Source organism: Mesorhizobium sp. M7A.F.Ca.CA.002.04.1.1, from assembly GCF_004022805.1.
GTDB lineage: Bacteria > Pseudomonadota > Alphaproteobacteria > Rhizobiales > Rhizobiaceae > Mesorhizobium > Mesorhizobium ciceri.
This window is the reverse complement of the sequence record NZ_RZPL01000055.1, coordinates 1-14,605: the sequence shown is the minus strand read 5'-3', so window position 1 is coordinate 14,605 and position 14,605 is coordinate 1. Positions and strand designations below refer to the sequence as shown.

13 protein-coding genes and 1 pseudogene are annotated in these 14,605 nt (G+C 63.5%); 10 read left to right on the top strand and 4 right to left on the bottom strand.

The features are described 5' to 3' along the window. The 6 genes from ENZ75_RS05120 to ENZ75_RS05095 all read left to right on the top strand — a co-directional run. Positions 1-2,294 (top strand): circularly permuted type 2 ATP-grasp protein (locus tag ENZ75_RS05120; protein ID WP_128277937.1); only part of this gene is annotated, 2,294 nt, incomplete at its 5' end. A 3-nt stretch (positions 2,295-2,297) separates the two neighbouring features. Next, a complete protein-coding gene (locus tag ENZ75_RS05115; protein WP_013529827.1) occupies positions 2,298-3,182 on the top strand; it encodes a transglutaminase family protein in 885 nt (294 codons plus the stop codon). A gap of 84 nt (positions 3,183-3,266) precedes the next feature. Beyond that, entirely contained in the window at positions 3,267-4,373 is a 1,107-nt protein-coding gene (locus tag ENZ75_RS05110; protein WP_063168907.1) for a DNA topoisomerase IB, read from the top strand. 107 nt (positions 4,374-4,480) lie between these two features. Further along, the gene (locus ENZ75_RS05105; RefSeq protein ID WP_013529829.1) at positions 4,481-4,855 is read left to right on the top strand and encodes a YciI family protein; all 375 of its coding nucleotides are present in this window, start codon (positions 4,481-4,483) and stop codon (positions 4,853-4,855) included. Further along, positions 4,852-6,126 carry an RNA polymerase sigma factor gene (locus ENZ75_RS05100; protein WP_024502666.1) on the top strand — a complete coding sequence of 425 codons (1,275 nt, stop codon included), beginning with the start codon at positions 4,852-4,854 and terminating at the stop codon, positions 6,124-6,126. The genes ENZ75_RS05105 and ENZ75_RS05100 overlap by 4 nt, the downstream gene beginning before the upstream one ends. Before the next feature lie 185 nt (positions 6,127-6,311). Beyond that, positions 6,312-7,826: an aldehyde dehydrogenase family protein gene (locus ENZ75_RS05095; protein ID WP_027161453.1), complete on the top strand. Its 1,515-nt coding sequence runs from the start codon at positions 6,312-6,314 to the stop codon at positions 7,824-7,826. A gap of 62 nt (positions 7,827-7,888) precedes the next feature. Here the strand turns inward: ENZ75_RS05095 and ENZ75_RS05090 are convergent, their stop codons facing one another. The 4 genes from ENZ75_RS05090 to ENZ75_RS05075 form a co-directional block, all read right to left on the bottom strand. After that, on the bottom strand, positions 7,889-8,749 hold the full coding sequence (locus tag ENZ75_RS05090) for a hypothetical protein (protein ID WP_024502664.1): 861 nt from the start codon (positions 8,747-8,749) through the stop codon (positions 7,889-7,891). 387 nt (positions 8,750-9,136) lie between these two features. Then, entirely contained in the window at positions 9,137-9,469 is a 333-nt protein-coding gene (locus tag ENZ75_RS05085) for a hypothetical protein (RefSeq protein WP_063168906.1), read from the bottom strand. A 62-nt stretch (positions 9,470-9,531) separates the two neighbouring features. After that, positions 9,532-10,380, bottom strand: coding sequence for an endonuclease/exonuclease/phosphatase family protein (locus ENZ75_RS05080; protein WP_128277935.1), 849 nt, complete (start codon positions 10,378-10,380; stop codon positions 9,532-9,534). A 108-nt stretch (positions 10,381-10,488) separates the two neighbouring features. Further along, positions 10,489-11,952 (bottom strand): phosphatidylserine/phosphatidylglycerophosphate/cardiolipin synthase family protein, encoded by a 1,464-nt coding sequence (locus ENZ75_RS05075; RefSeq protein ID WP_024502662.1) that lies wholly within the window; start codon positions 11,950-11,952, stop codon positions 10,489-10,491. A 308-nt stretch (positions 11,953-12,260) separates the two neighbouring features. On the opposite strand from ENZ75_RS05075, the gene ENZ75_RS05070 reads away from it, so the two are divergent. From ENZ75_RS05070 to ENZ75_RS05055, 4 genes and pseudogenes are all read left to right on the top strand, one after another. Beyond that, complete coding sequence (locus ENZ75_RS05070) at positions 12,261-12,461, top strand: hypothetical protein (protein WP_082826544.1); 201 nt, start codon at positions 12,261-12,263, stop codon at positions 12,459-12,461. Between the two features lie 613 nt (positions 12,462-13,074). Further along, positions 13,075-13,437 carry a hypothetical protein gene (locus tag ENZ75_RS34245; protein ID WP_063168905.1) on the top strand — a complete coding sequence of 121 codons (363 nt, stop codon included), beginning with the start codon at positions 13,075-13,077 and terminating at the stop codon, positions 13,435-13,437. Further along, positions 13,438-13,965, top strand: a complete 528-nt coding sequence (locus tag ENZ75_RS05060) for an AraC family transcriptional regulator (RefSeq protein ID WP_128277934.1) — start codon at positions 13,438-13,440, stop codon at positions 13,963-13,965. Between the two features lie 195 nt (positions 13,966-14,160). Beyond that, a pseudogene (locus ENZ75_RS05055) lies at positions 14,161-14,605 on the top strand (hypothetical protein); the annotation flags it as partial.

Here is a 14,605-nt window from a genome sequence, read left to right as displayed (position 1 = left end):
GCGCGGCCTGGAAGCATTTTGTCGAGGCGCTCGAGGAACTCGGTGCTGAAAAGCTCGGCCAGCGCTTTGCCCGCGCCGACCAGTATCTGCGCGATGCCGGCGTTTATTACCGCGTCTATGACAAGGCCGGCGCCAATGAACGCGAATGGCCGCTGGCGCATGTCCCGGTTCTCATCGAAGAGAGCGAGTGGGCGGCGATCAGCGCCGGCCTCGTGCAGCGCGCCGAACTGTTCGAGGAAACCATCGCCGATATATACGGGCCGAACCGGCTGGTCGAAAAAGGCATCCTGCCGGCGGGATTGATCGCCGCCAGCCCCGAATATTTGCGGCCTGTCCTCGGCACCAAGCCGGCCGGCGGCCACTTCCTGCATTTCTGCGCCTTCGAGCTCGGCCGTGGACCTGACGGCCAGTGGTGGGTGCTTGGCGATCGCACGCAGGCGCCGTCCGGCGCCGGCTTCGCACTGGAAAACCGCGTCGCCACCACACGCGCGCTGTCCGACATCTATGGCGAGATGCATGTGCACCGCCTTGCCGGCTTTTTCCGCCGTTTTCGCGACGCGCTGATCGGCATGGCCAAGGAGACCGACGGCCGCGTCGCCATCCTCACGCCGGGGCCGCTCAACGAAACCTATTACGAACACGCCTACATCGCCCGCTATCTTGGCATCATGCTGCTCGAAGGCGAGGATTTGACCGTTTCAGGCGGCCGGCTCATGGTACGCACGGTTTCCGGCCTGATGCCGATCAGCGTGTTGTGGCGGCGGCTCGATGCCGCCTTCGCCGATCCGCTCGAACTGCGCCCGGATTCGCAGATCGGCACGCCGGGCCTGGTCGAGGCGATCCGCCAGGGCGCGGTTGCTACCGTCAATGCGCTTGGCTCCGGCCTGATGGAGACGCGTGCGCTGCTCGCCTTCCTGCCCAAGATTTCACGGGCCTTGCGGGGCGAGGAATTGCTGCTGCCAAGCGTCGCGACATGGTGGTGCGGGCAAGCAACCGAACGCGCGCATGTGCTGGCCAACATCGATCGCATGGTGATCGGCCCGGCGCTATCGACGAGACTTGCCTTCGAGGATGACGATTCAACGAAGCTCGGTTCGGCGCTGTCGGCCGGAGAGCGGGCGGAGCTGGTGGCGCGCATCGAACGCGATGGCGGCGATTTTGTCGGCCAGGAAGCGGTGACGCTTTCGACGACGCCCGTCTATGTCGGCGGGTGGCTGGAGCCGCGGCCAGCGAGCCTGCGCGTCTACCTGGCGCGAACGCCGGAGGGCTGGACGGTGATGCCGGGCGGTTTTGCCCGCATCGGCCTGTCGCTCGACCCGACGGCGATCGCCATGCAGCGTGGCGGCCAGGCGGCGGATGTCTGGGTTGTCAGCGACAAACCGGTGGAGCGCGAGACGCTGCTGCCGCAGGAAGGCGACAGTTTCAGCCGCACCAGGCCCGGCAGCCTGCCCAGTCGCGCGGCGGAGAACCTGACCTGGCTCGGCCGCTACATCGAGCGCTCGGAAGACACGGTGCGCATCCTGCGCGCCTACCATGTGCGGCTCGCCGAAACGTCCGACCCGGACATGCCGCTGCTCGCCGACATCAGGGATTATCTCGAACCTTTCGGCATCGACGTCGAGACGGCGATCCCGTCAGGGCTGATCGGCACGCTGGATAGCGCGGTCTACAGCGCCGGGCAGATTCGCGACCGCTTCTCGCCCGACGGCTGGCTGGCGCTGAAGGACCTGTCGAAAACCATCCATCAGTTCGCAACGACGGTCGCGCCCGGCGACGACGCGACCCGGGCGATGACAGTCATCCTGCGTAAGCTCGCCGGCTTTTCCGGCCTGCTGCACGAGAACATGTACCGCTTCGCCGGTTGGCGCTTCCTCGAGATCGGCCGCCGGCTGGAGCGCGGCATCCAGATCTCCCGCACGCTGTCGCGGCTGACCAGCGCCAAGGCGCCGGACGGCGCGCTCGACATGATGCTGGAGATCGGCGACAGCGTGATGACCCATCGCCGCCAATATCCGGTGCAGGCCGGCCGGCGCACGGTGATCGACCTGCTGGCGCTCGATCCGCTTAACCCGCGCTCCATCCTGTTCCAGCTCGAAAGGCTGAAGGCCGAAATCGGCCTGTTGCCGTCGCTCGGCGGGGAGGGGCAAATGTCGCCGGCGGCGAAGGAAATCCTGCAGCTCAACACCCAGATCGCCATCAAGGAGCCTTCGGATATGACGGCAAAGGCGCTGGACGAGCTCGCCCACGAAATCGGCGGCCTCTACAACAGCCTCGCCAAAGCCTATTTCGGATAAATCATGCTCTACGATATCAGGCTTCATCTCCACTATGATTACGCTTCCGCTGCCGGCGGCGGTCGTCATCAGGTGCGCGTGCTGCCGTCGACGATATCAGGCGTGCAGCGCGTCATCGCCGCATCACTGTCCTTTGCGCCGGCGCCCAACGAGCGTTCCGACTTTTCCGATTTCTTCGGCAACAACGTCACCTCGATCGCCTTTCGCGACGCGCATGATGCGCTCGACATCAGGATGAGCGCCCGCGTGTCGGTGTCTCGGCCCGAGCCCGGGCTCGACGTGTCGCCCGATATCGCCCGGCTCAGGCAGGAGCTCGCCGCGGTGCGGTCTCTGGCACCTGATGCACCGCACCATTTCCTGACGGCCAGCACCCATGCCGGCATCGACGATGCGATCACTGCCTACGCACGCAGCAGCATCGCCGGTTCCGCCGCCAGCACGGCCATGAACCTGTGCCATCGCATTCATCGTGATTTCACCTATGACGGCGAGGCGACGACGGTGCGGACCCGGGCCAGCGATGCCTTCAGGCTGAAGCGCGGTGTCTGCCAGGACTTTTCGCATATCATGATCGCCGGCCTGCGCGGGCTCGGCATTCCCGCTGGCTATGTCAGCGGCTTCCTGCGCACCATCCCGCCGAAGGGCAAGCCCCGGCTGGAAGGCGCCGATGCCATGCATGCCTGGGTCAAGGTCTGGTGCGGGCGCGACGCAGGCTGGCAGGAATTCGATCCGACCAACGGCATGCGGGCCAGCAACGACCATATCACCGTCGGCTACGGCCGCGACTATTCGGACGTGGCGCCGATCGTCGGCGTGCTCAAGACCACGGGGGGACAGGTCGGCGAGCAGGCTGTCGACGTCATTCCGGTTGTGCTCGAGAAAGCCTGAAGGCAGGCTCGACACCGTTTTCGGACGGCGCGTGGAACCAGCGGTCGGCCAGTGGCTTATCTACGGAATTCGCGTGGAGCCGACATGTTGCAGAAATCCGGAATGTCGCCCGGCCGACCGGCTGGCGAGGACGCTGTATCGCCAGATGGCGTGTTCAAAAACGGGGCACAAAGCTCGGCCGATCATGCGTCGCTTAGTTATGTCAGCGATGCCGAGCCTGGTATCCGGCGGCTGAAGACAGGCAAGGGGTTTTCCTACAAGGGACCGGACGGACGGACGGTTTCGGACGCCACCAAAGCCCGCATCGAGGCGATCGTCATTCCGCCGGCCTGGACGGATGTGTGGATTTCGCCCGACGCGGACGGCCATATCCAGGCAACCGGCAGGGACCAGCGGGGACGCAAGCAATATCGTTATCATCCGCAATGGGCCGAAGAGCGCGATGGTGCCAAATATTCGAGCCTTGTCGCTTTCGCCGAGAGCCTGCCGGACCTGCGGCACAGGGTCGATAGCGATCTGCGCCGTCGTGGCTTGCCGTTCGAGCGTGTCGTCGCCGCGGTCGTCTGGCTGCTCGACAACACGATGATCCGCGTCGGCAATGCCGCCTACGCCCGCGACAACAAGAGTTTCGGGCTGACCACGTTGCGCGACCGGCATGTCGATATTGTCGGTTCAAGCCTGCGCTTTGCCTTCAAGGGCAAGTCGGGCAAGGAGTGGAAGCTGAAGCTGGCCGACCGCCGTATCGCCAGGATTGTGCGTGGCGCGCAGGACCTGCCAGGCCAGAAGCTGTTCCAGTATCTCGATGAGGACGGCGACAGGCGGCCGGTCCGCTCCGAGGACGTCAACCGCTATATCCGTGAGGCGGTCGGTGACGCCTTCAGTTCGAAGCATTTCCGCACCTGGGGCGGCACCATTCACGCCGCGTCGCTGTTTGCGCAAACGGAACTGCCGCAAAGCCAGGCGCAGCGAAACAGGGCGATGAACAGCGTCATCGACAAGGTTGCCGAACGGCTGGGCAATACGCGTGCCGTCTGCCGCAAATGCTATATCCATCCGCGGGTCTTCGAAGCGTGGTCCGAGGGACGGTTGCTGGATGAAATGGCGCAGGCCAACAAGCGCAAACGGGCGATTGCCGGTCTCGATGACGAGGAAGCTCTCGTGCTGCGATGGCTGAAACTGGGAGAAAGCTGACCGACGCGGCCGACGGTGGCCAAATCCGTCACATCTGGATTTTTTTATCGACGTCATGTCGGGATCGGTCTTACTGTTTCGTCCTTTGACAGAGAAAAGGACCAGCCATGCTCTACGCAATCCTCTGCTATGCCTCCGAAGATGTCGTCTGCTCCTGGAGCAAGGCACAGGACGACGAGGTCATGGCCAATCTCCTCGACGTTCAGGACAAGTACGCCAAGGCTGGTCGGCTCGGCCCGGTGGCACGGCTTCTGCCGACCACGGCCGCGACGACGTTGAGGAAGGTCAAAGGCGAATCGGTCGTCATCGACGGGCCGTTCGCCGAGACCAAGGAACAGTTTCTCGGCTTCTACACGCTCGAATGCGCCGATCTCGACGAGGCGGTGGAGTTCGCCCGCGAACTTTCCGAGGTCAACCCGAGCGGCGGCTCCTATGAAATCCGGCCGGTTTCGGTCTTCAACCCAACAACGGTTTCCGCATGACCGAAATGGCCTGGATCAGCTCCGCGATCAGCGCCGCCCGCCCGCAGGCGATGGGCGCGCTGCTGCGTTATTTCCGCGATCTCGATACGGCGGAGGAAGCTTTCCAGGACGCGTGCCTCAGGGCGTTGAAGAACTGGCCGCAGAACGGGCCGCCGCGCGACCCGGCGGCCTGGCTGATCTTCGTCGGCCGCAACAGCGGCATCGATGCGGTGCGCAAGCGCGCCAAGCAGGCGCCGATGCCGGATGAAGACCAGGTTTCCGATCTGGAAGACGCCGAGAGCGATATCGCCGAGCGGCTGGACGGGGCGCACTACCGCGACGACATATTGCGGCTGCTGTTCATCTGCTGCCATCCCGATCTGCCGGCAACGCAGCAGATCGCGGTGGCGCTGCGCATCGTCTCCGGTCTCACCGTCAAGCAGATCGCGCGCGCCTTCCTGGTTGGCGAAAGCGCCATGGAGCAGCGCATCACTCGCGCCAAGGCGCGCATTGCGGACGCCGGCGTGCCGTTCGAGACGCCTGGCGCGGTCGAGCGCTCGGAACGGCTCGCCGCCGTCGCCGCCATGGTCTACCTGGTCTTCAACGAGGGCTATTCGACCAACAGCGGCGAGGCGCCGGCCCGCGCGCCGCTGTGCGAGGAGGCGATCCGGCTGGCACGGCTGTTGCTGCGGCTGTTCCAGACGGAGCCGGAGATCATGGGGCTGACGGCGCTGTTGCTTCTGCAGCATGCGCGCGCACCGGCCCGTTTCGACGAGAGCGGCGAGATCGTGCTGCTCGAAGACCAGGATCGCAGCCTGTGGAGCCGCAAGATGATCGATGAGGGGCTGGCACTGGTCGACAAGGCGCTGCGCCATCGCAAGCCCGGCCCTTACCAGGTGCAGGCGGCGATTGCCGCGCTGCATGCGCGGGCCGAAAAGGCCGAGGATACGGACTGGAACGAGATCGACCTGCTCTACCGCTTGCTGGAGCAGATGCAGCCGTCGCCGGTGGTCACGCTCAACCGGGCCGTCGCGGTCTCGAAGGTGCGTGGACCGGGGGAGGCGCTGGCCATGATCGAGCCGCTGGAAGAACGGCTTTCCGGCTATTTCCACTTTTTCGGGCTCAAGGGGGGCCTCTTGATGCAGCTCGACCGGGGCGACGAGGCGCGCGTCGCCTTCGACCGCGCCATAGCGCTTGCGAACACGGCGGCAGAGGCTGCCCATATCCGCATGCATATCGACCGGTTGATCAAGGACGGTGCGGTGCGCCCGCCGGCGAAAAAGGCAAACTGAGCGTCACCTCCCCATCTGGCTCAATCGTGTAGTTTGGGCTTGGACCATGCCGGGGTGGCGATTTTCCCCTGAAACGAGTAATGCCACGCCATGACTGCGCCTGAAGTGCCTTTCGGCACACGGGCGACACGGCGAAGGCTTAACCCAGCGCCATATGATGGCGACGGGATCTGAAAGGGACAAGAATGACGATAGGCAAGGAAACGACCGAACTGCTGGCGAAACTGGGCGTGGCCAAGGAAGCGCTCGTCGGCGGCGACCTGATCGTGCGCAGCCCGGTGACGGGCGAGCAGATCGCGGCGCTGAAGACGATCTCGCCGGCTGACGCGGCCAAGGTGATCGATGCCGCGCACAAGGCCTTCCAGGCCTGGCGCATGGTGCCGGGCCCGCGGCGTGGCGAACTGGTGCGGCTGCTCGGCGAGGAACTGCGCGCGCACAAGGCCGAGCTTGGCCGGCTGGTGTCGATCGAGGTCGGCAAGATCCCGTCCGAGGGGCTCGGCGAAGTGCAGGAGATGATCGACATCTGCGATTTCGCCGTAGGCCTCTCCCGGCAATTGTACGGCCTGACCATCGCCACCGAGCGCCCGGGCCATCGGATGATGGAAACCTGGCATCCGCTCGGCGTCGTCGGCGTCATTTCCGCCTTCAATTTCCCGGTCGCGGTGTGGTCCTGGAATGCCGCCCTGGCGCTGGTCTGCGGCGACGCGGTGGTGTGGAAGCCGTCGGAAAAGACGCCGCTGACCGCACTTGCCTGCGAGGCCATCTTCAAGCGTGCGGTCAAGCGCTTCGGCGCGGACGCACCTGATGGCCTGGCGCCGGTGCTGATCGGCGACCGCGCCGTCGGCGAGATCCTGGTCGATCACCCCAAAGTGCCGTTGGTTTCGGCGACCGGCTCGACCCGCATGGGCCGCGACGTCGGCCCGCGGCTGGCCAAGCGCTTTGCCCGCGCAGTGCTCGAACTCGGTGGCAACAATGCCGGCATCGTCTGCCCGAGCGCCGATCTCGACATGGCGCTGCGCGCGATTGCCTTTGGAGCGATGGGCACGGCCGGCCAGCGCTGCACGACGCTGCGGCGCCTGTTCGTGCATGACAGCGTCTACGACGCCCTGGTTCCGCGCCTCAAGAAGGCTTACGAGAGTGTGTCTGTCGGCAATCCGCTGGAGACCTCCTCGCTGGTCGGGCCACTGATCGACAAGGCGGCATACGAGGCCATGCAGAAGGCGCTGAAGGAAGCCGCCGCCCATGGCGGCAAGGTGACCGGCGGCACGCGGGTCGAGAACGGGCACCCGGATGCCTATTACGTGCACCCGGCGCTGGTCGAGATGCCCAAGCAGGTGGCCCCTGTCACGGAAGAGACCTTCGCGCCGATCCTCTATGTGATGAAATATTCGGATTTCGACGCCGTGCTCGACGAGCACAATGCCGTGGGCGCAGGCCTGTCGTCGTCGATCTTCACCCGCGACCTGCAGGAATCCGAGCGTTTCCTGGGTGTCGACGGATCGGATTGCGGCATTGCCAATGTCAACATCGGTACGTCGGGCGCCGAGATCGGCGGTGCCTTTGGCGGCGAAAAGGAAACCGGCGGCGGCCGCGAGAGCGGCTCCGACGCATGGAAGGCCTATATGCGGCGCGCCACCAACACGGTGAACTATTCCAAGGCGCTGCCGCTCGCCCAGGGCGTGTCGTTCGACATCGACTGAGAACTTCGGGATTTTGATCGCCCGCATTGAAAGGCATCCCCGTTACGGGGATGCCGCACCGATCAGCTTCCAGCCGGCGGAAAACAGGCATTGAAAGCGGTGTCGACGATGGCCAGTTTGGCCGCCTGGACTGTCATGTATTCCTGGTAGAATGTATTCGACACCCACATCACCGAATGGCCGCGCTGGCCGAGCCAGCCGATGCTGCCGAGATTCTCGGCAGCGCGCAGCTTGCGGGCCAGATGGGTCCGCGAGAGCTTGAGCCATTTGGCGAAATCTCCGATCGAAACCACGCTGGTCGGAATCTGGTCCAGGCCGGCGTGATCGGGGTCGATGCCCGACATCAGCCAGTCCATGACGATGCCGCCATTGTTGAGCCAGATGAACAGCGAAAAGGTCTGGTTGGGTTCGCGCACCGGCTTGGAGGCAAGCAGGCCGTCCGCCACCAGAGGCTGCAGCCCGGCAACCATCTCGGGGTGTTCGAGGAACCTGGCCAAGCGGTCAGCGCCGTCGAGGCGATCCAGCGTCCGCAGATGGGCAAGGACCCAGCCGGTAAAGGTCTGCACGGTTGCCGCCGTCGGCTGCAAAGGGTGCGTACGGCCGTCGCCACCCGACACATACTCGGCGATGTGGTAGTGCAGCATCTCCTTGATGAAAGCGTCCGCCGTGTTGCGGCTGGCGACCGCATGCTGGTGCACGAACTCGATGAACCGCGATACCGTCAGTTCCTTGCGGCGGTCGTGCGGATCGCGCCTGAAATGCATGGCGAGGCCGACATGACCCATTAGCCAACGCTGCTGCGTGGCGAAAATGGAAGCCAGGCGAGGGCTCTCCTCATAGATTCGGATCAGCGCCAGGGACTGTTCCTGAACGTAGCGATGCAACGCCGGATGGCCGGCAATATCTTCCAATTTCAGCGCCATCCTCCTGGTGTTCCGGTTCAACTCCAAAAGCCGAGTTGCGCTCCACATTTTTCAGCCTTCCACGGCTGTGTCCAGAGGCACCAAATGCGAAGAGCAAGCCCAACCCGAACACGGGTCGGGCAACGACCGGTCCATGGTGGGATCGGCTAGCCGATTGCCATGCCCTGGGAAGCGCGCCGGTGATCTGCGGCTTGACGAGGATGGTGGAGAGTGAGTTACCGGGCCAAGCGCAATCGCGACAAGATCAGCCAGGTAATCCAGCTGCGCGAACCGCGCCGCGCGTCAGTCGTCTGCAAGGCGTTTCCAACTGGTCCATGGCGGCATCTCTCGCCCCCCAATACGCGACCAACCGGCCGGCTTTCGCCGGCTGGTTGGTACGGATCGGGATCAGCCGCAGACGCGAACCTCTTCGATCACCCTGTGGTGGTGGCGCCAGTGCTTGACCAGTTCGATATGGCAGCGATGATGCCTGTGGTGGCGGCGATATTCGCCGTACCGGTATTCGCCATCGTCATACTGAACGTTCCGGTCGCCATCATACTGATTGTCGTAATAGCGATCCCGGTGGTGACGGCGAATAACGATCCCACTGTCGGAATCGTCGTCCGGCAAATATCGATCGTCGTCGGACTGGATGGTCACGCTTGCCGCTCGCGTCGGCGCAGTGATCGCCGCTGTCGCGGCCAATGCCAACAGGGAAGCCAGAATCAACTTCTTCATCTCGTCCTCCTACACGTTCAAGACATGGTAACTCGCGGAAGAACTGGGCGTTCCGACTAATTTTACACTCTTTGCGACGCGGGAGACATCAAGGCGTTATCGTCCACCCGCTCCAGGCGCACGAAAGCTGTCAGCGGCAGGTGGTCGGAGGCAACGCGTGAAAGCGGCGTGTCATGCGCGTCGATGGCGGCAATCATGCCATGCCGGTTGGCCATGATCCGGTCGAGCGCCAGCAGCGGCAGGTTCGACGGGAAGGTGGGGACCGCCGGCGGCTGCGGGCCGAACGTCGCATGCAGCGTGTTGAGAGCGGAGCGGGTGCCAAGCCGCCATTCGTTGAGGTCGCCGAGCAGCAGGGTCGGTCTTTCGTCCGGGCTGTTCATCAGGTCGAGCACGACGCGCGCCTGCTGGGAGCGGGAGCGGCGCAGCAGGCCAAGATGGGCGGCGATGATGCGCAGCGTCCGGCTTCCATCGAGGTCGATCTCCGCCACCACCGCGCCGCGCGGCTCCAGCCCCGGAAGCTTGATCTGGTGCACGTCGCGAACGACGCCCTTCTTGAACAGCAAGACGTTGCCATGCCAGCCATGGCCCTTGCCGGTGGCGGAAATCGGCACCGGAACCAGTCCGGTTTCCCGTTCGAGCCGGGGCAGGTCGAGAAGACCATCACGGTCGCCGAAGCGGTTGTCGGCTTCCTGCAGGGCAATGACATCCGGATCGATTTCGCGGATGACGCGGATGGTCCGGTCCGGATCGAACTTCCTGTCGACGCCGATGCATTTATGGACATTGTAGGAGGCAACCAGCGTGCCGGTGGTGGCTGTCGTCTTGAGTGCGGCGGCGTTAGCTTTCTGCATCCGGCGGTCACGAAGGGACAGAAGCATGCTTGCCGGGAGGCTGCGTCCAATTCTGTGCATCTGTGCTGCTCGTTCTCGCTGGCTTCAATTCAGAAGCCGGATACAGTCAAAATAGGCAATTTCGGCGTATGTTCCATGACAGACGAGTTCCTCAAGCGCACCTCCGCCTTAGAGATAGGGTGAACCGAGCCACAATGCCCGGTCGAACAGCCTGATTAGGAACGGCCGGGCTCGCAAGGCTTCCAGCGTTACCGGCACGGCGGAGGCAATCGCCGACCCGATCCGCGCCTCGATCTCGCTGGCAAAGCCGGCATCGAGCACCTCCAAGTCGATCTCGAAATTGAGCCGCAGCGATCGGGCGTCAAGATTGGAAGATCCGACATAGGCCCACACGCCGTCGATCGAAAGCAGCTTCGAATGGTCGAATGGTCCCTCGGTTCGCCAGACACGGCAATAGTGTTTGAGCACCTGATCGAACTGCGCCATCATCGCGCGGTCGACGAGGAAAAGATTGTTCACCGCCGGCACCACGATGTCTATCTCGACCCCGCGCCTGCCGGCGGTGATCAGGGCGCTGATCAGTTCCCGATCCGGCAGGAAATAGGGCGACATCACGCGTATGGACTTGCGGGCGACCGAGAACGCACCGATCAGCAGCTTGTGGTTGGTCTCGTTGCTGGCATCCGGGCCGGAAGCGACCGCCCGCACCATCATCGGTGCGCCTGGCGACGGCGACAGCGGGGCAATGCGCCAGGCGTCGCCCTTCAGCGCCTCGTTGGTGGCGAAGCGCCAGTCTTCGGCGGCGACCGAAAAGAGGTCGGCGACGATCGGGCCGGTCACCCGGAAATGTGTGTCCCTGGCGCTGTTGGAGCCGGCGAATTCGGCGGAGAAGCCTTTGCGGATGTTCATGCCGCCGGTGAAGGCGGCGATGCCGTCCACCACCAGGATCTTCCGGTGGGTCCTCAGATTGGCGTAGGGCAGGCGCAGGCCCATGACGATGTTGCCGTTGAAGACGTCGGCGGGGATGTTGGCCTCGCGCAAATGCCCCAGGATGCTCGGCACCGAGTAGCGGGCGCCGACGGCATCGATCAGCACGCGGACGGTGACGCCGCGCCGGACGGCGCCGGCCAGCGCCTCGACGAAGAGCAGGCCGACGGCGTCATTGTCGAAAATATAGGTCTCGAGCAGGACGCTGCGCTCGGCGCCGTCGATCGCCGCGCACATGGCGGCATAGGCCTCGTCGCCGGTCTCCAGCACATCGATTGCGTTTCCAGGGTTGAGCGCGCGCCGCGCCACCCTGTCGCCGAGTGTCCGCAAGCCCGTGAACCGTTGCCCGTATCGCTCGACGATCAGGGCCTCTTCGACAGCGACGTCGCGCTCATGCTTGGCGGACACCACGCCGTCGGCAAACGGGCGCTGGGCGGTGATCGTGGCACGGCGGATGCGATTGATGCCGGCGACGGCGTAGATCAGCACGCCGAGGATCGGGGACAGCACCATCACGCCGACCCAGCCGGTGGCGGCGCGCACATCTTCCTTGGTCATGACGGCATGGACGATGCCGACCGTCGCCATCACCACGGAGATGATCGCCAGAATTTGCGGCCAGTGAGTCGCCAGGGTCGCCAACATGCCGAGACTATCCAGCGAGCGGTTGCAGAAGGCAATGCGGCCGGTCCTGCCGCGCATTCGCCGGATGGTGGCATGCGGCCCTGGCCGAAGGTTTCGACCAGCCGCAGAGATTGATGGGTAGAAGCTTCCCAACGGACCCTGTTCAGAAGGACAAACCTGACCTAGCGGAAGCATAGAGCCTGGCATCATCCTGTTCTGCTCAGAGCCTCCGAAGCCTCTTATGCTTTGGTGCGACCTCTATTGTATATCAGGATGAATGAACTTAATGATATGAACACTTTGATTGATGGCGAGGGGGGCGCCTAACGATGAAATTCAACTTCGATGAACCTCCCGGCGATGACATAGTTGCCGACACGTCGGCAGAATGCCAACGCCAATTGCTGCCTCTCGTCCGCGAGATCGTCCAGGCGGCCGTCGCTGCCGGATGGAGCGAGGAGGACGTTCTTCTGGGGTTTGTCGAACTTGCATGGGATTTGTATGAGAATCGTCGCGACGATCTGCAATGACCGGTAGCCAATCTGGTAGCTCTGCATTGCTGGCGGTGTCGCGGCTTTGCGTCGGCAGCTTTTCGCGGTAGGAATTTTTTCTTGACACGGTGATCTCAGCTAAGGTATATATTCGTGCATGGTGCTGATTTGCGCCAGTGACCCGCCGAGCAGGCGGGTTTTTCGTTTGATGCTCCGTCAGCCAATGCGCCGAAGGGTCCAGAGGAACCTGTTGACCCGTAGTCGCGACCTAAAGGCCTGGGTTCCTCGCCCCGAGGGGCTTTTATCCCGAACAAAATTTTTTGTTTGCGTACGGATGTTATTCACTATCCACAGCATGTGCGTTACGTTGGATCCGGGTCGGGCTAAGGGGGATTTCAGGCGACAGACAAGCGGCTGAGGCCAGGCAATGGAAAATACGGACGATGCTCGGGAAGGCGGCAATTCCCAGGGCGTCAATCGAGAACGGACAGCTCGATATGTCCTGGACATAATCCCTGAAAGCGCAGGCCCCTGGAGGGCCACCGCGGCGCGGAGTGTCATAGACTCAGCCCGCGATCCCGTCTCGCAGACATTCCCGGCCAAAGAGCATTCCACTGGAATTGCGCTGCGGCCCGCACGCCGATCGAGAGCCTTGCTCGGCAGCGACCGGATCACGCGGTACGATACGCCGACCGGATGTCGCGTCGTCAATCCGGCGGGTGTGGACAGCAAGCCGGCCTGGTCCCTGACCCGGGAGAACGCCGTCGTTTCCATCGCTCCCGAAGCGCTGGCGCAATTGGCCGTGCATGAATTCGATCTCGCCGAACTCGATCCGCCTGCTTTCGGCACGGTCGACCCGGCCGATCTGCTGCGCACCCACCCAGGCCGCAACAGGCGCCTTGCGGCGTTTTCCAGAATACATCTTGCTGCAAATCCGCCCCAAGCTCCGCAGGAATCGTCTGGAATGTCATGCAGTCCGCGCGTTGTACGCCGTCCGGCCGGAACGCTCTCATGAATGGGGTTGGCTACGCCGGTCAGCTTCGATCAATCACGATTTGTTTTTCAGGGGAACGCGGAAGGAAGCCTAGGGTTGAACCTCATCTGGGACGAATCAGGAGGCCGAAAAATGCCGGGTGAGGATGGTGTCCCCGGACCGGTTTCCGGACCCAATTCGCGACAACCGACGCTCAACGCGAAAGGCGGGCTTTCGGTTCGCAGCACGCGCCGCGTGCAGGAATTCCTGAACGAGAACTTCACGCGCAAGCTGGCGCTTGCCGAGACGGCCGCGGTTTGCGGTCTTTCACCCTATCACTTCATGCGGGCTTTCTCGAGGACGTTCGGGGTGCCGCCGCATCAATATGTTCTCGATTTGCGGCTGGACCTCGCTGAAAGGCTGCTTGCCGACAGCCGCATGACCATCACGGACATCGCTCATTCCTGCGGATTTTCGAGCCAGAGCCATTTTACCACCGCCATGAAGAAATACCGGCAGGTGACGCCGCTGCAGCTACGGGTGGGCAAGCTTAACGCCAAGGTTAGATGAGACGGCGCTCATGGAATTGCTTGTTTGCCTAGTTTTAAAGCAGTCTCTAAGGTAACGAGCTGTTAACCTCTGCCGGTTTGCTCCGATCTTTTCTCACAAGACAGCAATTTCGTGAAATACCGCGGGCAGGAATCATGTCTTCCTGCGATAGAGCGGAATTGTCAGACATTTCGTGCCGGCCAGCGGAGAGGGACCATGACCGACAATCAGATTTCGAACGGCTCGCTTCTAGTTCAGCATCGCGCGGCGCATTTCGCCGGGCACTGGATCGCGAATGGCGATCCTCGCTCCCGCTCGGTTCGCCGCCGCTTGATGGCGGTGCTGCGCATGGCTCATAGCGTGCTTGGCATGGGGCGCAAGCGCCTGGGGCTGGGGACGCTGGGCGTCGGCGGGATGTCGGCGGCGGCCGCGATGCTGGGCGCCTTCGCGATCGGCATGGCTGCGACGCCAGCTCAGGCGCAATATCAGGCCGGCGGCGGGTCCGCGACAGGCGGCAACGCCGTCGCCATCGGTAATGGTGCCACCTCAAATGGCAATAACAGCGTGGCGTTGGGCATCTCCAACAGTGCAACGGGCGACGGCACGATCGCCATCGGCTATGCGATGGGTGTCAATGGCCTCAATGCCATAGGCATAGGTG